The 20,126-nt window shown below is 63.8% G+C and carries 21 protein-coding genes; 8 read left to right on the top strand and 13 right to left on the bottom strand.

Features of this window, described 5'->3' with window-relative positions; translation table 11 throughout:
- Window positions 1-82 precede the first annotated feature (82 nt).
- The 3 genes from dacB to ACP16H_RS05770 form a co-directional block, all read right to left on the bottom strand.
- Complete coding sequence (gene dacB, locus ACP16H_RS05780; protein ID WP_425071312.1) at window positions 83-1,582, bottom strand: D-alanyl-D-alanine carboxypeptidase/D-alanyl-D-alanine endopeptidase; 1,500 nt, start codon at window positions 1,580-1,582, stop codon at window positions 83-85.
- Between the two features lie 58 nt (window positions 1,583-1,640).
- A complete protein-coding gene (locus ACP16H_RS05775; RefSeq protein WP_425071311.1) occupies window positions 1,641-2,264 on the bottom strand; it encodes a nicotinate-nucleotide adenylyltransferase in 624 nt (207 codons plus the stop codon).
- An 81-nt stretch (window positions 2,265-2,345) separates the two neighbouring features.
- On the bottom strand, window positions 2,346-4,877 hold the full coding sequence (locus ACP16H_RS05770; protein WP_425071310.1) for a methyl-accepting chemotaxis protein: 2,532 nt from the start codon (window positions 4,875-4,877) through the stop codon (window positions 2,346-2,348).
- 224 nt (window positions 4,878-5,101) lie between these two features.
- Between ACP16H_RS05770 and ettA the strand changes: the two genes are divergently transcribed.
- The 5 genes from ettA (at window position 5,102) to ACP16H_RS05745 (ending at window position 9,391) form a co-directional block, all read left to right on the top strand.
- Window positions 5,102-6,757 (top strand): energy-dependent translational throttle protein EttA, encoded by a 1,656-nt coding sequence (gene ettA / locus ACP16H_RS05765; protein ID WP_425071309.1) that lies wholly within the window; start codon window positions 5,102-5,104, stop codon window positions 6,755-6,757.
- Window positions 6,758-7,200: 443 nt separating this feature from the next.
- Window positions 7,201-7,791, top strand: a complete 591-nt coding sequence (locus ACP16H_RS05760; protein WP_425071308.1) for a hypothetical protein — start codon at window positions 7,201-7,203, stop codon at window positions 7,789-7,791.
- A 232-nt stretch (window positions 7,792-8,023) separates the two neighbouring features.
- A complete protein-coding gene (locus ACP16H_RS05755) occupies window positions 8,024-8,230 on the top strand; it encodes a cold-shock protein (protein ID WP_425071307.1) in 207 nt (68 codons plus the stop codon).
- A gap of 295 nt (window positions 8,231-8,525) precedes the next feature.
- Window positions 8,526-8,732, top strand: coding sequence for a cold-shock protein (locus tag ACP16H_RS05750; RefSeq protein ID WP_425071444.1), 207 nt, complete (start codon window positions 8,526-8,528; stop codon window positions 8,730-8,732).
- Window positions 8,733-8,953: 221 nt separating this feature from the next.
- Entirely contained in the window at window positions 8,954-9,391 is a 438-nt protein-coding gene (locus ACP16H_RS05745) for an RbsD/FucU family protein (protein ID WP_425071306.1), read from the top strand.
- 171 nt (window positions 9,392-9,562) lie between these two features.
- Here the strand turns inward: ACP16H_RS05745 and ureG are convergent, their stop codons facing one another.
- The 10 genes from ureG to ACP16H_RS05695 all read right to left on the bottom strand — a co-directional run bounded on the left by ureG (window position 9,563) and on the right by ACP16H_RS05695 (window position 15,979).
- On the bottom strand, window positions 9,563-10,165 hold the full coding sequence (gene ureG / locus ACP16H_RS05740; protein WP_425071443.1) for an urease accessory protein UreG: 603 nt from the start codon (window positions 10,163-10,165) through the stop codon (window positions 9,563-9,565).
- A gap of 5 nt (window positions 10,166-10,170) precedes the next feature.
- Entirely contained in the window at window positions 10,171-10,812 is a 642-nt protein-coding gene (locus ACP16H_RS05735) for an urease accessory protein UreF (RefSeq protein ID WP_425071305.1), read from the bottom strand.
- A complete protein-coding gene (locus ACP16H_RS05730) occupies window positions 10,802-11,269 on the bottom strand; it encodes an urease accessory protein UreE (RefSeq protein WP_425071304.1) in 468 nt (155 codons plus the stop codon). Before ACP16H_RS05730 ends, ACP16H_RS05735 begins: the two co-directional genes overlap by 11 nt.
- Window positions 11,266-11,853 carry a hypothetical protein gene (locus ACP16H_RS05725; RefSeq protein ID WP_425071303.1) on the bottom strand — a complete coding sequence of 196 codons (588 nt, stop codon included), beginning with the start codon at window positions 11,851-11,853 and terminating at the stop codon, window positions 11,266-11,268. Before ACP16H_RS05725 ends, ACP16H_RS05730 begins: the two co-directional genes overlap by 4 nt.
- Window positions 11,854-12,180: 327 nt before the next feature.
- Window positions 12,181-13,890 carry an urease subunit alpha gene (gene ureC / locus ACP16H_RS05720; RefSeq protein ID WP_425071302.1) on the bottom strand — a complete coding sequence of 570 codons (1,710 nt, stop codon included), beginning with the start codon at window positions 13,888-13,890 and terminating at the stop codon, window positions 12,181-12,183.
- Window positions 13,891-13,905: 15 nt separating this feature from the next.
- Window positions 13,906-14,229 carry an antifreeze protein gene (locus tag ACP16H_RS05715; RefSeq protein WP_425071301.1) on the bottom strand — a complete coding sequence of 108 codons (324 nt, stop codon included), beginning with the start codon at window positions 14,227-14,229 and terminating at the stop codon, window positions 13,906-13,908.
- Window positions 14,226-14,531, bottom strand: coding sequence for an urease subunit beta (locus ACP16H_RS05710; protein WP_425071300.1), 306 nt, complete (start codon window positions 14,529-14,531; stop codon window positions 14,226-14,228). Before ACP16H_RS05710 ends, ACP16H_RS05715 begins: the two co-directional genes overlap by 4 nt.
- Window positions 14,528-14,689 carry a hypothetical protein gene (locus tag ACP16H_RS05705; RefSeq protein WP_425071299.1) on the bottom strand — a complete coding sequence of 54 codons (162 nt, stop codon included), beginning with the start codon at window positions 14,687-14,689 and terminating at the stop codon, window positions 14,528-14,530. Before ACP16H_RS05705 ends, ACP16H_RS05710 begins: the two co-directional genes overlap by 4 nt.
- Window positions 14,690-14,805: 116 nt before the next feature.
- Window positions 14,806-15,108 (bottom strand): urease subunit gamma, encoded by a 303-nt coding sequence (locus ACP16H_RS05700; RefSeq protein WP_425071298.1) that lies wholly within the window; start codon window positions 15,106-15,108, stop codon window positions 14,806-14,808.
- 4 nt (window positions 15,109-15,112) lie between these two features.
- Complete coding sequence (locus ACP16H_RS05695) at window positions 15,113-15,979, bottom strand: urease accessory protein UreD (RefSeq protein WP_425071297.1); 867 nt, start codon at window positions 15,977-15,979, stop codon at window positions 15,113-15,115.
- 345 nt (window positions 15,980-16,324) lie between these two features.
- Between ACP16H_RS05695 and urtA the strand changes: the two genes are divergently transcribed.
- The 3 genes from urtA (at window position 16,325) to ACP16H_RS05680 (ending at window position 20,122) form a co-directional block, all read left to right on the top strand.
- The gene (urtA, locus tag ACP16H_RS05690; protein ID WP_425071296.1) at window positions 16,325-17,611 is read left to right on the top strand and encodes an urea ABC transporter substrate-binding protein; all 1,287 of its coding nucleotides are present in this window, start codon (window positions 16,325-16,327) and stop codon (window positions 17,609-17,611) included.
- A gap of 102 nt (window positions 17,612-17,713) precedes the next feature.
- Window positions 17,714-19,642: an urea ABC transporter permease subunit UrtB gene (urtB, locus tag ACP16H_RS05685; RefSeq protein WP_425071295.1), complete on the top strand. Its 1,929-nt coding sequence runs from the start codon at window positions 17,714-17,716 to the stop codon at window positions 19,640-19,642.
- 3 nt (window positions 19,643-19,645) lie between these two features.
- Window positions 19,646-20,122 (top strand): GNAT family N-acetyltransferase, encoded by a 477-nt coding sequence (locus ACP16H_RS05680; protein WP_425071294.1) that lies wholly within the window; start codon window positions 19,646-19,648, stop codon window positions 20,120-20,122.
- The last annotated feature ends 4 nt before the right edge of the window (window positions 20,123-20,126 follow it).

Here is a 20,126-nt window from a genome sequence, read left to right as displayed (position 1 = left end):
CCCCGACCTACGCCCTCTCACGGGTGCGCGCCCTGTCCAATCCGTAGGTCGGGGTTACACCCCGACTCCCCCGGTCGACGGATCACGCGGCGTACAGCACGCCCCAGCGTTCGATCAGCTTCTGCTGCAGGGTCTTCGCCCGCACGTTCCAGCTTGCGCCCCCTTCCGGGCTCTCGCGCTCGTCCATGCTCAGCGTCGCCCGCCGGTCCAGATCGGCGGTAAAGATCGCGAACACCAGCTCCGTCCCGTCCGGCAGATCGGCAAAGCCCGCCAGCCCGCTGACAAAGTTCAGCGTCCCCGTCTTTGCATGCACCTTGATCGGGTGGTTCTCGATGACCTTGCGGTTGGCGTCCCGCATGGTGAATTCCTTCAGGATCGGCTTCAGCATCCTGTCGCGATGCATCGCCGCCAGCGCCGCCATCATGTCCGAGGCCTTCACCCGGCTGCCGTCGCCCAGCCCCGAGTGATCCACCAGCGCCAGCCCGGGCACGCCCAGCGACTCCGCCGCCCATGTGTTCAGCTGCGCCGCGGACTCCGACAGCGAGGCCGGCATCCTGCCCAGCCGCCGCGAGGTCGCCGTCAGCCCGACAAGCTCTGCCGTCAGGTTGGTGGACCACTTGAGCATGTCGTGCAGCACCTCGCGCAGCGGCGCGCTTTCCAGCTTGGCCCATTCCTGTGCGCCCGCCGGCATGGCATCCACCACCTCCGGCGCCTTCAGCGTGATGCCGTTGGCCTTGGCAAGGCTCTGGAACACCTCGCCCGCATACAACTGCGGTTTGCGCACCGGCAGCCAGCGCGACCCTGCCTTGCCCAGCGCCGATTTCGCCACGGTCCATTCGTCCCGCCCGCCCGCGTCGGCATAGGTGTAGATCGGCAAAGACCGTGACGCGACGGCCATATGCGCCATGCGCACGCCCGGACGATAGGTCTCGGTCCGCGCCTCCATCGACACGTTGTACCCAGCCCCCGCCTGCCGCCATTCGAAATGCACGCGGTTGTAGTTCAGGTTCAGCCCCGAGACCGCCGGGTTGTAACCCACGTGGTCCGGCTGCTCGGCGTCGATGCCGCGCACGTAGGGGTATTTCCCGCCCCAGACCTTGAAACCGCCCTTGACCCCGGTGATCCCCACCTCGGCCAGACGCTTCGCCAGCACCGCCAGCCCGTCCGTGTCCAGCGCCGGATCACCGCCGCCCGCCAGCACAAGGTCGCCCTGCACCACGCCCTCGATCACGCCGCCGGTCGCCAGCACCCGCGTCTCGAACCGGAAGTCCTCGCCCAGATGCGCCAGCGCATAACCCGCCGTCAGCGCCTTGGCGACGCTCGCTGGCGGCAGCCCCTGTTCCGCGTCATGGCTCTCAAGCAGCTTGCCCGTGGCGGTGTTCGCGACACAAAAAGCCACCGTGCCGTTCAGCTTCGCCGCCGCGATCAGCTCCTCGATCGAAGGTTGCGATGACTTCAGCAGGTCATCCTGACGCCCCACGGGCCGCAGCGACACCTTCGGCGCGTTCGCCATGCCGTAGGATGGCACCAGCGCCGCAGCCGCCGCGCCCAGGAAAAACCGTCGTGAAATGCGTTTGGTCATGGCACCGATCTACTTGATTCCGCGCGCGCCCCGCAACAGGGCAATCTCCTTGCCCCGTTCACGTTTTCGCCGCCTCCGCAGCCCCTGCCCGCAGGGCCGAACTGCTGATCCGCCGCATCGGCATGTTGACGAAACACCAAGCCGGAGGCACCGCGCCCCCCAAGGCCCGCGCCTCCCGCGCCGGCAGCCGCGCATCGGCATAGACCCGCGCCGCCTTGGACCCCAGCGCGCGCCCGCGCACCTCGGGCCGGGCGAGCACGCCCACCGGCACCATCTCCATGATCCCGCGCCAGTTTTCCCAACGATGGAACTGCGCCAGGTTGTCCGCTCCCATCAGCCAGCAAAACCGCACCTGCGGGTACAGGCCGGTCAAAGCGCCGAGCGTTTCGGCAGTGTAGCGCGTGCCCAGCCGCGCCTCGATGTCGCTGACATGAATGTGCGGGTGATCGACCAGAGCGCGACAGGCGGCCATCCGCGCCTCCAGCGAGGCAGGCGCATGCGCCTTCAGCGGATTGCCGGGGCTCACCAGCCAGACCACCGCGTCCAGCCCAAAGCGCTTCAGCGCCTCACGCGACAGGTGCAGATGCCCCTCGTGCGGCGGATCGAAGGACCCACCGAGCAGCCCGATCCGTGCCCCCGGCCGGAACACGCGCCGATCACCGCCCCTGACATCACCCTCCACTTGCGTCTTCCTCCGCCGCGCAAATCCCCACGAAACCTAGAGTTTTCGCAGGGACAAGGCAAGCGGAGGGCCTTGGCGGCCTCAGAAATCCTGCCAGATCGTGACATCGCCGATCAGGGTCTCGGACCGCGCCGCGCCCCCTTGCCCTCCGGCAGCCGCCCCGACGACCTTACGCTCTGGCCGGGCCACGGGCGCTGCCGCGCGCGCGGCGATGGGCAGGGCGTCCGCGCTGTCCCACCCCAGATCCGAGGTATCGGCATGAACCTTCACCGAGGCCGGTTTTGCCGCCTCTGCCCGCTTCCGCCCTGCCACCCCGACAGCGGCAGTCACCGGCTCCGTGCGCCGCGTCGCCCCCGAGGACCCGTCCCCGGACTGCGCGCCCCTGCCGTCGGTGCGGAACTGCGCCACCAGATCGCGCAGCGACCCGGCCTTGCCCTGCAACGCCCGGCCCGCGGCGGCGCTTTCGTTCACCATGGCCGCGTTTTCCTGCGTGACCTTGTCCAGCATGGCGATGCCGTTGTTGATTTCGCCGATGCCCTGCGCCTGCTCGGACGCGCTGACAGAGATATCCTTGACCTGGTCCGACACCGACACGACTTCCTGCAGGATGCTTTCCATCGCGGTGCCCAGTTCGGACACCAGCCGCACGCCGTTCGACACATTGGCACCGGACTCGCTGATTAGCGTGCGGATCTCGGCTGCGGAATCCGAGGACCGCTGCGCCAGGGCCCGCACCTCGCTGGCCACCACCGCAAAACCCCGCCCCACGTCGCCCGCCCGCGCGGCTTCGACCCCGGCGTTCAGCGACAACAGGTTGGTCTGAAAGGCAATGTCCTCGATCACCTTGATGATCTGGGCGATCTTGCCGGATGACACCTCGATGGCGCTCATCGCCTCGACTGCGCGGCTGCGCACGTCTTCCCCGCGCTGCGCCTGGTCGCGGGCCTGCCCCATGGCGCCGACGATCTCCTTGGCGCCACGCGCCGTTGACGTCACGCTTTCCGAGATCTGGTCCATCGCGGCGGCCGTCTGTTCCAGCGTGGCCGCCTGGTTTTCCGTTCGTGACGACAGCGCATCCGTCCCGGCCCCAAGTGTGCGCGCATCGGTGTCGATCGCCTCGGCGCTTTCGCGCAATTCGCCGATGATTTCGCGCAGGCTGTCGACGGTGCGATTGAAGTGGGTGCGCAAGGGTTCGTACTGCTCGCCCAGAGGCTCGTCGATCCGGCAATCCAGGTCACCCCCGGCAAGGCGCACAAGGGCCGAGCGCAGGATTTCCACCACATGCGCCTGCTGGGCGGCTTCGCGCGCGGCGGCTTCCCGGTTGGTCTCGATCTGCGCCAGATCATCCTTGAACCGGTTGAGCGCCCGCGCGATGTCACCGATTTCGTCGCCCGTCTTCGTCTGGTCCACGGTCGTCTCGAAATCCCCCTGGGCGACGCGCTCCACGCTTTTCGCGAGTGCGGAAATCCGGCGCGTCAGCAGGCCCGACACGAAAACGCAGGTTCCCAGCACCAGCAATGTCACGAGCGAGGATTCCGCCAGCGTGCGCAACAGCAGCGCGGTTTCCTGCGCTTCGACCTCTTCCCGTGACCGTTCCAGCAGCAGGTGCCATTCCTGCCCTCCGTGCACCGCCTTCTTCACGAGGCTCTCCACCTGCTCTCCGTTCAGGCCCGGCACGTCGGACAGGTCAGCCCCGGCGGGCGAGATGGCCTCCCCGATCTGGGTCAGGCTCGGAAGCATGTCCAGAACCTCGTAATCCGTGATCCCGGGTGGCAGCGACAAGGCGCGACCATCCTCCCCTACGGCGTAGATATAGCCCGATCCCTGCAACAGCGTGCTGTCCGACAAGAACTGCGCCGGGGCGTCGATATTGATCTGCAACGCGGCGACCCCGATACGGTTGCCCATCGCATCAAAGACCGGGCTCGCCACGAAATTGGCCGGTGCCCCGGCGCTTGGTGCGTAGGCGGCATAGCCGGAATAGCGCACCTCGGACGCGTCCAGCGTCATCGCCTCGCGGTAGACCCTGCCAAGCCCGGAGGACGCATATGGCCCGTCGATGAAGTTGGTGGCAAAATCCGCTTCCTTGAAGACCGAGTAGACCAGGTTTCCCTTCAGATCGAACAGGAACAGGTCGTAGAATTCGCCAAGCCTCTGGAAACTGCGGAACCCTTCGTGGAACCGGGCGTGGTGCCGACTCCAGCCCGACGTATCCTTGGCATTGACCAACAGGTCCTTTTCACCGACCGGATTGGGATTGTCCGTGATGTAGAGCCGCGTCAGCGTCTCCCCCGCCGCAGGCCCCAGCGCGTCCCACCCGCCCGAAAAGGCCGCGATCGCCTCGCGTGCAGAGTTGCTGGTGGCGAGCTGAAGCATTTCCTTTTCGATGGACGCGAACCAGACCTCCAGCTCGTGCGTCTTTTGCACCAGCAAGGCACGGCTCGTGTCGGCCCGCGCCTGAAAGAACTCCTCCGACCCCTTCACGTAGCTGTACAGCGACAAGGCGATCGTCATCACGATGGTCGGGATCGCCACCATCACCGGCAGTTTCCAACGCAAGGTCAGCCTTTTCCACGGGTTCCGGAGGAACGTCTTCTTTGGCTGCGCGGTCATTCCTGCTCTCCGAAGGCATGCGGTCGGTCGGGCCTGCGCGCCAGACCCGACGTGCGGCGACCACAGATATCTGCAAGAGTTCTGAACATCCGATTAAAGCCGGACCCGACGAGGCGATCATCTCTCTACAGCCCTAACAAGCCGTCACCACGTCTGCGCATTGCACGCAGGCCCCGGACACTATATTTCGCAGCCAAACCGGCTTTTCCGAGGGAGCACTCGACATGGCATCTTACCAGTACGTTTATCACATGGACGGCGTGTCCAAGACCTACCCCGGCGGCAAGAAGTGCTTTGAAAACATCCGCCTCTCCTTCCTTCCGGGCGTGAAGATCGGCGTCGTCGGCGTCAACGGCGCGGGCAAATCCACGCTGATGAAGATCATGGCCGGCATGGACAAGGACTTCACCGGCGAGGCCTGGGCCGCCGAGGGCGCCAAGGTCGGCTACCTCCCGCAGGAGCCGAAACTGGACGAAAACCTCACCGTCCGCGAGAACGTCATGCTGGGCGTGGCGTCGAAAAAGGCCATCCTCGACAAGTACAACGAACTGGCCATGAACTACTCGGACGAGACCGCCGACGAGATGGCCAAGTTGCAGGACCAGATCGACGCCGAGAACCTCTGGGACCTCGACAGCCAGATCGACGTCTCGATGGAGGCGCTGCGCTGCCCGCCCGACGACGCCAATGTCGCCACCCTCTCGGGCGGGGAACGCCGCCGCGTCGCGCTGTGCAAACTGCTACTCGAAGCGCCCGACATGCTGCTGCTGGACGAACCGACCAACCACCTCGACGCCGAGACCATCGCCTGGCTGCAACAGCACCTGATCGACTACAAGGGGACCATCCTGATCGTCACCCACGACCGTTACTTCCTGGACGACATCACCGGCTGGATCCTCGAACTCGACCGCGGCCGCGGCATCCCCTACGAGGGCAACTACTCCGCATGGCTGGAACAAAAGGCCAAGCGACTGGAGCAGGAGGCCCGCGAGGACAAGGCCAAGCAAAAGACGCTGGAGCGCGAACTGGAATGGATGCGTCAGGGTGCGAAGGCCCGCCAGACCAAGTCCAAGGCCCGTATCGCCGCCTACAACGAGATGGCCTCCCAGTCCGAGCGCGAAAAACTCGCGCGCGCGCAGATCATCATCCCCAACGGCCAGCGCCTTGGCTCCAAGGTGATCGAGGTCGAGCATCTGACCAAGGCCATGGGCGACAAGCTGCTGATCGAAGACCTCTCCTTCTCGCTGCCGCCGGGCGGCATCGTCGGCGTGATCGGTCCGAACGGCGCGGGCAAGTCCACGCTCTTCAAGATGCTGACCGGGCAGGAACAGCCCGACTCCGGCACCGTCGAACTGGGCGACACGGTGCAGCTGTCCTACGTCGACCAGTCGCGCGACGACCTGAACGCCGACGACACCGTCTGGCAGGCGATCTCCGGCGGGGCCGAGATCATTAAACTCGGCGATGCCGAGCAGAACTCCCGCGCCTATTGCGGGGCGTTCAACTTCAAGGGCGGCGACCAGCAGAAGAAGGTCGGCCTGCTGTCGGGCGGTGAACGCAACCGCGTCCACATGGCCCGCCTGCTGAAGGAGGGCGGCAACGTCATCCTGCTCGACGAACCGACCAACGACCTCGACGTGGAAACCCTCCGCGCTTTGGAAGACGCCCTCGTCGACTTCGCCGGCTGCGCCGTGGTCATCTCCCACGACCGCTTTTTCCTCGACCGCATCTGCACGCATATACTCGCCTTCGAAGGCGAAGCGCATGTGGAATGGTTCGAAGGCGGCTTCACCGACTACGAAGAAGACAAGAAGCGCCGCCTGGGGGCGGATGCCCTGGAGCCCAAGCGCCTGAAGCACAAGAAGTTTACTCGGTGAGGACTAAGATACTATGGTCGGAACGAAGGCCGTGCCGCAGAACGTAACGCTTTGACAATGCGAGGACGTTCCCTTTGAACTTTCGCTCTCACAATACGCGCAAGAAAATCACATCTGGCACATTAACTAAAAACGCAACCTTTACGCCTTGTTGACAGTTTGCAACAATGCTACGGGCGCCTGCGTCTACAGGAATCGGGCGCAAACTGGAGGTATTTTTGTCGTGACTACATCATTCGCATGGGCTCAGGTTCTCGAAGCTAGACGACTAGCTTTAAAAAATCCTGAGTATAACCGTATAGGGTCTAACCGGGTTCCAGAAGATGATCCTTCGTACAAAGAAAATCCGAATGCCGTTGCTGCTCGGATAGAATTCATTGTTGCCAACTCAATGATGTGATACTGCAATCCATCGACTTCACTAGAATAGATAAACAGACAGAATGTCTGATGGATTGAAGACCCGTTTAAACATTTATCTGAACGATCCAGAAGCTCTCGGATACGAATTAAGTATGCGAGCGTCTCGCATTGCTTTGGCCACCGCAGACATCCCACTAATTGAGAATGAAGAGGGCTTGGCCGAAGCCGTCTCCAAGTTCCAGAGCACCTGTAAAAACTACTGGACTAAACTTGGAGTGGAGTCGCCGAGCCATCTCAAGATATTCGGCAGCCTGTTGCACAGCTTAACGCAAGCAAGGGGTTGCAATGGTCAACGCCCCGTATTTTGGGGCGTCTTGCCGAGCGCCAAGGACACTGTGGATGCTAAAAATCACATCTTAGTAGACTATTTTCATGAGTATTGCAGCTTTATTGTGGTCTACGAAATGCTCTGCAGCACTCAGCGTCAGAGGCGTGAGCCATTGAAATTTGACCCTCTTAAGCCCCCTAGCAATCCTCGCTTCACTCGGAGCATGGTGGACTATTTACGGGAGTGGCCTGCAGAGCCTTTGAAAGGCGACAGAACCCCATACGATTTCTACATGGTGTTTAAAGCTATGGATTTGTACGGAGTGGAAACAAATTACTGCTAGGATCGCGTCGGACCAAGCTGGATTTGGTGCATGACTGGTTCGGCTTGGACACTAAGAAGCAAATAGCCAACGCCGCCCCTTGCCCCGACTCGCCAAACCTGTCATACGCGCCCTCGCTACCGTTACCCAGACTCGCCTCCCTGTCTGCCTTTCCGGCGACAGAGCACCGATTTTGCTCTGACCTACGCCGCCCCGCAGCAATCCAGCGTGCGGATATTCAAGGAGACACACGATGGCCACTGGCACCGTGAAATGGTTCAACACCACCAAAGGCTACGGCTTCATTCAACCCGACGCGGGCGGCAAGGACGTGTTCGTGCACATCTCTGCAGTCGAGCGTTCCGGCCTGACCGGCCTGGCCGACAACCAGAAGGTTCAGTACGAGCTGCAGACCGGCCGTGACGGCAAGGAATCCGCAGGCAACCTCGAGCTGCTCTGAACCGCGCCACGGGCATCTGCCCGATGCGAAATCTTCGGATGGTCCGGTCCCGGTCCATCCCTCCCTCCGGACGGAGGCGCAGCCACGAGCGGTTTCCCGCGCTCACGGCGCTGTTAACACAACGTTAACGCAATCGTTCTTGCTCCGACTCACCGGACATGAGATAAACTGGGCCTGCTAAGTTACCACTATCGCTACCTGTCTGCCCCATACGGCGACAGAGCAACCCGATACTGCTCTGACCGACGCCGGGCCGCTGCACTTCCGCGAGCGGCAAATGACAGGAGTATCCACGATGGCCACTGGCACCGTGAAATGGTTCAACACCACCAAAGGCTACGGCTTCATTCAGCCCGAGGGCGGCGGCAAGGACGTGTTCGTCCACATCTCCGCGGTCGAGCGTTCGGGCCTGACCGGCCTCGCCGACAACCAGAAAGTCAGCTACGAGCTGCGCGAAGGGCGTGATGGCAAGGTTTCGGCATCGGACCTCGAGCTGCTCTGAGCGGTTCTCATACGGGGCGCAAGCCCGCGATCAGGGGCCTTTCCGGGCCCCTTTTTCATGCCTGATCGATGGCGGCGCGGCCAAAGGTTAACATGTGGCCACATTCCCCCCTGTTTGTGGTCACGACTCGGGTTAACAAATCCTTGCACCGCTTTGATTAACACACCGCTCGCCGCATTAATCCCTTGCGCAGACTCACCCTCTCGCGTTCACATGGCGGCATGCTCAGAAACATTCCTCCGATCCTCTCGCCCGACATCCTCCACAGCCTGCGCGCCATGGGGCACGGCGATGTCATCGCCATCGTCGATGCAAATTTCCCCGCCTATTCCGTGGATTGCACCCGCGTGCACCGGCTCGACGGCATCCCCGCAACCGACGTGCTGGAGGCCGTCCTGACCCTCATGCCGCTGGATACCTTCATCCCCGACCCGGCCTACGTCATGCAGGTCGTCGGTGACCCGGACGCCGTTCCCCCGGTTGTCGAGGAATTCCAAGGCATTATCGACCGCGTTAGCGACAACCCAACCAAGATTAACAGCTCCGAAAGATTCGCCTTCTACGACCGGTCGAAAAGTAGTTTCGCCGTGATTCAGACAGGGGAAACAAGGCTTTATGGCAATATCCTGCTGACCAAGGGCGTCATTCCGCCAAGCTAGGCAGGGTCTGGAAATCCCCCTCTGGCGGAACCATGCGGGCGAGCATTAGTTGACCTCATGAAGGAGGTGCCAACATGGCTCGCAAAACAACCAAACCCCGCCCGCAACACCCCATCGTGACGAAGCCGCAGAGCTGGCGTTTCACAGACTGGGCCATGCTGTAGACGCCCGTTAAAGACCGGCAAGCTCCTGGATCTTTTCGATAATCTGATCCGCTCCCTTGCCATCGCGCAGCGAGGTGAAAATAAAAGGCCGCCCCTCACGCACCCGTGACGCGTCCCTCTCCATCACCTCCAGCGACGCCCCGACATACGGCGCAAGGTCGGTCTTGTTGATGACCAGCAGGTCCGACCGCCGAATGGCCGGGCCACCCTTGCGGGGGATCTCTTCTCCGGCAGCAACATCAATGACATAGACGGTAAAATCGGCCAGTTCCGGGCTGAACGTGGCGCTCAGGTTGTCGCCACCGGATTCGATCAGGACGACCTCCACATCCGGGTGCCGCTCGACCATTTCCGCCACCGCAGCAAGGTTGATCGACGCATCCTCGCGGATCGCCGTATGCGGGCAACCCCCTGTTTCCACACCGATAATCCGGTCCATTGGCAGGATCTGCATGCGCATCAGCGCCTCGGCGTCTTCCTGCGTATAGATGTCGTTTGTGATGACGCCGACCGACCACCGCGCCTTCATCCGCTCCGCCAGCCGCGCGGTCAGCGTGGTTTTTCCAGCCCCCACAGGCCCACCAATCCCGACCCGCAGCGGCCCATTCATCTTTGTCACGATTGAAACACCCTCGTTTCCAGAATTTCATGCCGCATCGAGGCGATATCCGACATGTAAGCGTTTGAAAACACGTCGCTCTCTTCGGCGACAGCGGCCTGCGCGGACACCTCCGCACAGACCACGGAAAGCCGCGCCACGATGCCCTGCGCCGCCGTCTGCCCCAAGGGCATCAACCGCTGCGCCGCCGCAGCCAGGTTGGCCACAACCCCTTGCAAATACAGGGCAATGACCTGCTCAGCGTCGAGATCAAGCACCTGCGCGGCCTCTCCAACAGCGACCGGCAGCAAGCGCGCCGACAGGTCCAGCGCCCAGACATCCGAGGTGATGCGGGCAAAGGCCTCCCCCTGCCGCCGCGCCTCGCGCAGCCGCTCTCCCGAGGCCGCATAGGCACCGCACAAGGCATCCAGCTCCGTCACGGGCCGCGCCCCCCGCGCCGCCAGCCCGATCCAGACCGCATCAGACCAGCCTGAGCCCGATGTCAGAAGCGCCGACAACCAGTCCTCTAGCCCCTCGGTATCGACCACGCGACGCTCCGCGCAAGCAGCCTCAAGCCCATGGGAAAATGCAAAAGCTCCAATGGGATAGGCGGGCGAAAGCCATTGCGTCAGGATCAGCAGCCGGGGATCAATGGGCATGCGCCGTGTGTCCATGCTCGTGACTGTGCGTGCGCCCATGGCCATAGGCCCCGCCCTCAGGCGTGAAGGGACGAACCGCCTCTGTGACCTCCGCCCCGAGATGCTCCAGCATGTGCCGGATCACCGGGTCGCGCTGGATCACCAAGTGGTCCGCACAGACCTGACAGGGCGTATGGCGATTGCCAATATGCCATGCCAGCCGCGCCAGTGGACCGCGCACCTCCAACACATCTTCCGCCGCCGCCTGAACCGCCACGCGGGTGCCGTCAGACAATTCCAGCGCATCGCCATCGTCCAGCGAAGTCGTATGCTCCAGGTCCACGACAAAGGCCGCCCCGCCGGTCGTCACCAACCGCTTTCTGCGCAGGAACCGCCCCTCGTAATCCAGTACGACGGCATCCAAAGACTCGGATGCCCCGCCGCGGTGCACAGTCTGCGCCAGTGGCAATTCGCTCATTTCACGACCTCGATCGAATGGTAGGTATAGGTATCGGTCTGCCCGTTCGCCGTGCTTTCGGTGAAATAGGCCAGCCCAAGATCCGGCAAGTAATTCAACACGGTAAGCCCTTGCCCATTGTCCGGGGCATAGCGCACCTCGATGGGGATCATCGCGTAGCGACACTCCCCGAACGTGATCTCGGTGGCCTCGCCAAAGCTGTACATCTGCATTTCCTGTTCCAGCGTGCCGCCTGCATTGACCAACACGCCAAGATTGGCGAACCCGCCCGGCTCGGGCAGCGGCAAGGTTTCGGGCGTCATGGCAAAAGCGTAGACCGAACGGCTGTCCATATCCGGCTTGCCCTCCACGATGTCGGTCCATTCCAGAAGGTAGATGCCCTGCCCCAGAAGGTTGCGATATACGGTGCCATCAGCGGCAACAAACGTGCTTTCGATCACGCCCGGCCGCATCTGGCGGAACGTCTCGAAATCACCGTCATCCACGCCAAAGCGGATGCCCGTGGCGAGGTCACCACTGACCGGACATGCCAGCGCGGACTGAGTTGAGAGCAGCGAAATCGCCACAAAGTTGAAAACCTTCATCTTCGTCTCCCCTTTTCCGAAAATAAACTCCGGATGCACAGAATTTTTACCTTGGTTGCGCGCCCTGATAACCAATCATTTACCACGGAGAATTTACCAAGAGGACATGCCGAGCAAACTGAACATATCCCGCATCTCCGCGTCACTGGACTCCATCCGTTACCAGATGGACCTCCTCAAGGCGCAGCATGACTGACTGGCTGGAAGTGCCGCGATCATGCGGCACAACCGAAGCCTTGCCACGCACATCCCATTGACGGAGGAGGACCCCGACGAGCGGGCGACTCCCCTGACGCCGCCGCCGAAACACAAACCCAACTGACGGGTTCAGAACAGGAAATAGCGCTGCGCCATGGGCAATTCCGTCGCCGGCTGGCAGGTCAGCAGTTCTCCGTCTGCGCGCACCTCGTAGGTTTCTGGGTTCACCTCGATCTGCGGCAGCGCATCGTTCAGTTTCAGATCCCGCTTGCCGATGCCGCGCGTGTTGCGCACCGCAAGCGTCTCCTTCGCCAATCCCAAATGCCCGCGCACCCCTTCGGCCTGCGCCGCCTCCGAAACGAAGACCACGGCCGAGCGTTCGACATTGCGCCCATAGGCCCCGAACATGGGCCGCGAGTAGACCGGCTGCGGCGTCGGGATCGACGCGTTCGGATCGCCCATCTGCGCGCAAGCGATCGAGCCGCCGATCAGCACCATCTCGGGTTTCACGCCAAAGAAGGCCGGGTTCCACAGCACGAGGTCGGCGCGTTTGCCCACCTCGATGGACCCGATCTCGTGTGACAGGCCATGCGCGATGGCCGGGTTGATCGTGTACTTCGCGATATAGCGACGCACGCGGAAGTTGTCGTTTTCACCGGTTTCCTCGGCCAACCGCCCGCGCTGTTTCTTCATCTTGTCGGCGGTCTGCCAAGTGCGGATCAGTACCTCTCCGACACGCCCCATGGCCTGGCTATCCGACGCGATGATCGAAAACGCCCCCATGTCATGCAGGATGTCCTCGGCGGCAATCGTCTCGCGCCGGATGCGGCTTTCGGCAAAGGCCACGTCCTCGGGGATAGATTTATCAAGGTGATGGCAGACCATGAGCATGTCCAGATGCTCTTCGATCGTGTTCACCGTGAAGGGCCGCGTCGGGTTCGTGGACGACGGCAGCACGTTGGCGTCACCGCAGATCTTGATGATGTCGGGCGCATGACCGCCGCCTGCCCCCTCGGTGTGGAAGGCGTGGATCGTCCGCCCCTTCATCGCCGCCACGGTATTTTCGACAAAGCCACTCTCGTTCAACGTATCCGTGTGGATCATGACCTGCACGTCCCAGGCATCCGCCACCCCAAGGCAGCAGTCGATGGCGGCAGGCGTCGTCCCCCAGTCCTCGTGCAGCTTCAGCGCGCAGGCACCGGCGCGGATCTGTTCCTCCAGCGCACCCGGCAGCGACGCATTCCCCTTCCCGGCAAAAGCCAGGTTCATCGGAAAGGCATCCGCCGCCTGCAACATCCGCCCGATATGCCAGGGTCCGGGGGTGCAGGTGGTCGCCAGCGTGCCATGCGCCGGACCGGTGCCGCCGCCCAGCATCGTCGTCAGGCCGGAATGCAGCGCATCCTCGATCTGCTGCGGGCAGATAAAGTGGATGTGGCTGTCAAAGCCGCCCGCCGTCAGGATGCGCCCTTCGCCCGCGATGGCCTCGGTCCCCGGCCCGACGATGATGTCCACGCCCGGCTGCGTATCCGGGTTCCCCGCCTTGCCGATGGCCGCGATCCGCCCGTCCTTGAGCCCCACGTCCGCCTTGTAGATGCCGGTCCAGTCGACGATCAGTGCATTGGTGATGACCGTGTCCACCGCGCCTTGCGCCCGCGTCGTCTGCGCCTGCCCCATGCCGTCGCGGATCACCTTGCCGCCGCCGAATTTCACCTCTTCGCCATAGGTGGTGAAATCTTTCTCCACCTCGATGATGAGGTCGGTATCGGCCAGCCGCAGCCGGTCGCCGGTGGTGGGGCCGAACATCGCGGCATAGTCGGAACGTTTGATCCTTGCGGGCATCGGACGGTGTCCTCTTCAGCGTTTCTTCAGTCCGCGGCTGGCCAGCCTGCGGGAATTCGATCGTGTGGCAGAGCGGAACGGCACCACTGCAGCCGAGGCGATCTCGGCCGGAGCCTTGCCCCTCAGAAAGGCCTCCGTCGCCTCGCCGTTGGCACGGGTCAGGGCGCGGCTCTTTTCATCCACCATCTGCCAGGCCTCGCTGGGCGGGATCGACCAGACCCCGGCGAAACCCATCATGCGCATGGAAATGACGCTGGCCGCCTCGGCGGCCATCATCGCCATGTTGACCTGCAGGCTCATCAGCCCGGCCATGTCCCCCAAGGGGTCAAAGCGCTTCATAGCGCGCCCATGACCTGCTGGTTGAAGCCATAGATCTTCCGCGCCCCCGAGATCGGGATCAGGTTCACCTCGCGCCGCTGGCCCGGCTCAAAGCGCACCGCCGTGCCGGCGGCGATGTCCAGCCGCATCCCCCGCGCCGCGGCGCGGTCGAAATCCAGCGCCGGGTTGGTCTCCGCGAAATGGTAGTGCGAGCCCACCTGCACGGGCCTGTCGCCGGTATTGGCGACCATCAGCACCACCACCTCGCTGCCCTCGTTCAGGACCAGTTCGCCCTCGACCGGGAACAGCTCGCCCGGGATCATCGCTGCCTCCAGGCCACCAGCCCCGCCAGGGCCACCAGCCCGACCGCCAGCGCCATCCAGCCTTCGGAGCCATGCGGATGCACATGCACCCCGGCCTCATGCGCCAGCACGGGACCCGCCATCATCACGCCCGCAACCGCCAGAACAACCTTTTTCATCTTACGCACCTTTCTGCTTCTTCTTGGTCCAAATACTCGAATCCCAAGCCCGCCAGATCCGCGACTCTCCGGGCATCGCGTAGGTCGGGGCTGCGCCCCGACTCCCCCCGCCCGCCTCAGCGGATCGGGTTGTGTACCGTCACCAGCTTCGTCCCGTCCGGGAACGTCGCCTCCACCTGCACCTCGTGGATCATCTCGGGGATGCCCTCCATGCACTGCTCGCGCGTGATGACCTCGGCGCCCGCCATCATCATGTCGGACACCGACCGCCCGTCCCGCGCGCCCTCGACCACCGCATCGGTGATCAGCGCAATGGCCTCCGGGTAGTTCAGCTTCACGCCACGGGCCAGACGCTTGCGCGCCACCTCGGCGGCCATGGCCACCAACAGCTTGTCCTTTTCGCGTGGGGTCAGTTGCATCTCGTCACAGTCTCCATGATATCGGCAAACCCTGCCCGGACAGCCTGTCCAGAGCGGGCAAAAGCGTCTGACGAAGGGCAAAGCCATCCTCGGCCAGCACCCGCGCCACCAGCACGTCAGGGCGCAGCAGCGACGCGCCCCCGGTCTCGGGCAACACGGCCCGCAGCGGCGCCAGATGCGCCTCCGCATCCGCGCCCACGTAAACCACGCAAGCCATCGCCCCGGCCCCGCCGCCCAGCGCCGGGCGCGCCATCTGCGCGGCAAGGTCGCCCTCCATGCGCAGGGCATCGCAATACAGCGGCGCGCCATCGCGCCAGATCTCGATCCGGTCATGCAGGCCCGCGTCGCGCAGCACCTCGCCCATGGCCGCGCGGCCAAAGATCACCGGCTCCACCAGCAGCATCCGCGCGTCGCCGGTCAGGTCCGCCCGCAAGGACCGCATCAACCGCGCCCCCTCGAACAGGATCAACTCCTGCGGCAACCAGTCCAGCCGTGCGCCCTCGGCCACGGTCAGCCGCGTCTCGACCCGCGCCCAGCCGCCCGCCGAGCGATAGGCCCGTTCCGCCGCCTGCGTCGTCAGCACCAGCCGCGACCCCGCGCCCGCCGCGCCGCTCAGCGACAGACGGTCGCCGCCGGTCAATCCGCCCGAGGTATTGATGCAGATCGCCTCGACCCCGTCGGCGCGGCGCGGAAACAGCGCCTTCATGCAGCCTTGCGTACGAAACCCGTCAATACAGGACAGCGCGCCGCGCGCCTTGGACGACAACATCAGCGACCCGATCGCCCTCGGCTGGACGCCCTCGGCGGCCCCGGTCGTCAAGTCTTCTCGCTGGTGGAAGGTCACGCAGGTCCCCGTCGTCTTCTTGCTCAATTCCTAGACGCCCCACGCAGGACGGGACAGCGATTCCCGGCAAAATCGCCCAAAACCGCGCCCAAATGCACAAAAATTAAACATGCATTAAAAAATCAGCCCAATATTTAATCAAAACCGGTCACGCCCGGCAAAGGCCCCTCTGGTCAATTGACCCCACGACCATCTCGTTATCGTGATGTCGCTACCTGCTGCCAATGGTCGCCAACAGACCGAAGGCGGGTGTGTGACGACCCTTTCGACTTGGACCTCATCAGGGCCGCCACACGGGATGCAACAATAAGCTGCGGGGGAGGATCTATGCGTTTGTCCGATCACGAACAAGCACCCCGCGAGGAGACACGAATGACCCGTTTCACCAAACTGCTCACCGGTGCTGCCACCGCCGCCCTGCTCGCAGGGGCCGCGCACGCCGAGTGTGAAGCCCCCATCAAGGTCGGCGTGCTGCACTCGCTGTCGGGCACCATGGCGATTTCCGAGACCACGCTGAAGGACACCATGGAAATGCTGGTGGCCGCGCAGAACGAAAAAGGCGGCGTGCTGGGCTGTGAACTCGAAGCGGTCGTCGTCGACCCCGCCTCCGACTGGCCGCTCTTTGCCGAAAAGGCCCGCGAGCTGCTGACCGTGCACGAAGTCGACGTGATCTTCGGCAACTGGACCTCCGTGTCGCGCAAGTCCGTGCTGCCCGTGATCGAAGAACTCAACGGCCTGCTGTTCTACCCGGTGCAGTATGAAGGCGAAGAAAGCTCCAAGAACGTCTTCTACACCGGCGCCGCGCCGAACCAGCAGGCGATCCCCGCCGTGGATTACTTCCTGAACGAACTGGGCGTCGAGAAATTCGCCCTGCTCGGCACCGACTACGTCTACCCGCGCACCACGAACAACATCCTCGAGTCCTACCTGAAGGACAAAGGCATCGCCGCCGAGGACATCTTCGTGAACTACACCCCCTTTGGCCACTCCGACTGGGCGACCATCGTGTCGGACGTCGTGGCACTGGGTGAGGACGGCAAGCAGGTCGGCGTGATCTCCACCATCAACGGTGACGCCAACATCGGCTTCTACAAGGAACTGGCGGCTGCTGGCGTCTCTGCCGACGACATCCCCGTCGTCGCCTTCTCGGTCGGTGAAGAAGAGCTGGCCGGTCTCGACACCTCCAACCTCGTCGGCCACCTCGCCGCGTGGAACTACTTCATGTCCGCCGAAGGCGAAGCCAACGCCGAGTTCATCAAGCAGTGGCACGCCTTCATCGGTGACGAGAAGCGCGTGACCAACGACCCGATGGAAGCGCACTACATCGGCTTCAACATGTGGGTGAACGCCGTGACCGAGGCAGGCACCACCGATGTGGACGCCGTGCGCGAAGCGATGTGGGGCCAGGAATTCCCGAACCTGACCGGCGGCACCGCCGTGATGGGCGTGAACCACCACCTGTCCAAGCCGGTCCTGATCGGCGAAATCCGCGCCGACGGCCAGTTCGACATCATCTCGCAGACCGAGCCGGTTCCGGGCGACGCGTGGACCGACTTCCTGCCGGAATCCGCGGTGCTGAAGTCCGATTGGAAAGACCTCCAGTGCGGCATGTACAACACCGAGACCTCGACCTGCGTGCAGATCAAGTCGAACTACTAAGGGGATCGGCGGGGCGGTTCACCCGCCCCCCACACCCATGAACACGCAGGGCGGGATCATTCCCGCCCTGCCCTTGAAGACCCTCCAGACATAGGCCGTGCCATGCTCCGAACCCTTCTCGCGGTTCTCCTCCTTCTCGGGCCCCTCGCGGCCACCGCGCAGGAGAGCGACCTCCAGACCATCCTTCAGGAGCATCAGGCCGACATCGCCAAGCCCTCACGGTCCTCGGTCGGCCCCGCCCTCGACGCGCTGAAGGCCTCCGGCCTGCCCGAAGTGCCCGCCTTCCTCGAAGACTGGCGCGACAAGAACGTCTGGTACGACGCGGACGGGCTGTTCTACATCGTCGACCAGAAGAAGATCGCCGATGTCACCACCCGCGATCCGCTGCCTTCGGTCGAACTGGCCAGCCTCACCCAGATCAAGCCCAACGGCGGCGTCCGCAAGGTCATCTCCGAGGCGCTGGTGGACTTCCAGCTTTCCGATCCCGACATCACCCGCCGCACCGCCGCCCTGGACGCCATCGCGCGCAACCTCGACCCCGCGCAGGCCGGACCGCTGGCTGCGTCCATCGAGAATGAACCGGACGCCGCGCTCAAGCTGCGCAAGGAGCGCCTGCTGAACTACCTCACCGCCCGCTACGGCGACACCGAGGAGGCCCGCATCGCCGCCATCGAAAGCCTGTCCAACGACCTCTCCGTCGATGGCCGCGCCGTGCTGTCGCAGATCCTCTCGACCAAGACGCAGATCGCCCAGACCATCCCCGAGGGCGTCAACCTCGCCCGCGTGCTGAAGCCCGGCACCGACCTGCCCCGCGAACAGGCCTACGCCCAGATCGCCGCCGTCGCCGACCTGCCCCCCGTCCTCTCCGCCTCCGACCTCAAGTCCGCGCTGGAATCCCAGGTGCAGGACGGCAAGATCGCGGGCGTCTCGATCAACACCCTGTCCGAGGCCTCCGCCCGCGAAGCTGCCTACGACCGCCTCGCCGCCGAGGGCAAGCTGGCCCCTCGCGCCACCGAGGACAGCATCACCGCGACCCTCGCCGCCTATTCGATCTTCGACACCTACGACGAGCCGTCCACCGCCATCACCGACGCCGCCCGTGCCACGCAGGACGCGGTGAACACCCGCGTCGGTGCATCGCAAGCCGCCGACCTCGCGCTGGACGCCGTCTCACTGGCCTCGATCTACTTCCTCGCCGCCATCGGCCTCGCCATCACCTTCGGTGTCATGGGCGTCATCAACATGGCGCATGGCGAATTCATCATGATGGGCGCCTATACCGGCTTTGTCGTGCAGCAGTTCATTCCGAACTACACCGTCTCGCTGATCGTCGCCCTGCCGCTGGCCTTTGCGGTGACTTTCGCCGCAGGCGTCGCCATGGAGCGCCTCGTCATCCGCCACCTCTATTCCCGCCCGCTGGAAACCCTGCTGGCGACCTTCGGCATCTCCATCGCGCTGCAACAGCTGGCCAAGAACATCTTCGGCACGCAGGCTCGCCCGCTGACCTCTCCCGCATGGCTGGACGGCAACCTCGCCTTCAACGAGGTCATCTCCATCAGCTACATCCGCATCGCCATCTTCGTTCTGGCTCTGCTGTTCCTCGGCCTGCTGCTGTTCATCCTGAAAAAGACCCGCCTCGGGCTCGAAGTTCGCGCCGTGACCCAGAACCCGCGCATGGCGGCTTCGATGGGCATCAACCCGGACAAGATCAAGATGATGACCTTTGGCCTGGGCTCCGGCATCGCGGGCATCGCGGGCGTCGCCATCGGCCTTTATGCCAAAGTCACCTCCGAGATGGGCGCCGACTACATCGTCCAGTCCTTCATGACCGTGGTCGTGGGCGGCGTCGGCAATGTCTGGGGCACGCTGGCCGGTGCGGGTCTGATCGGCTCGCTGCAAAAGGGCATCGAGTGGCTGAACCCCTCGAACACCCTCGCGGCCCAGACCTACATGATCCTCTTCATCATCCTCTTCATCCAGTTCCGCCCCAAGGGCATCGTCGCCCTCAAGGGCCGCGCCGCCGGAGATTGATCCATGCAGATCGCCATCCTCCCCGCCCCCACCCCCGCTTTCGAAGACTTGGTGAACACCCACACCGACTTTTGCGACGGCACCGCCCCGGCAGAAAGCTGCCACCGCCTGCCGGTCTCGCGCCTTTTCACCCCCGATATCACCGTCTGGGTGGCGCATGAGGGCGACGCCCTCACCGGCATGGGCGCGCTCAAGGTCCTCTCCCCCACCGAGGGAGAGGTCAAATCCATGCACACCCGCGCCGCCCAGCGCGGCAAGGGCACGGCGCGGGCGATCCTGCGCACCATCATCGACGCCGCCCGCGCCAAGGGTCTCACCCGCCTCTCGCTGGAAACCGGCACCAACCCGCTGTTCGGGCCTGCCGTGGCGCTCTACCGCGCCGCAGGTTTCTCCGATTGTCCGCCCTTCGGCGACTACGTGCTCGATCCGCACAGCCTGTTCCTGACCCTCGAACTGACAACAGCAGAGGCCCCAGCATGACCAG

It is taken from the genome of Sagittula sp. S175 (assembly GCF_049800975.1).
In the GTDB taxonomy this organism is placed as follows: domain Bacteria; phylum Pseudomonadota; class Alphaproteobacteria; order Rhodobacterales; family Rhodobacteraceae; genus Sagittula.
Note: the sequence above shows the minus strand (reverse complement) of the source record. Positions and strands in the feature narration are given on the sequence as shown.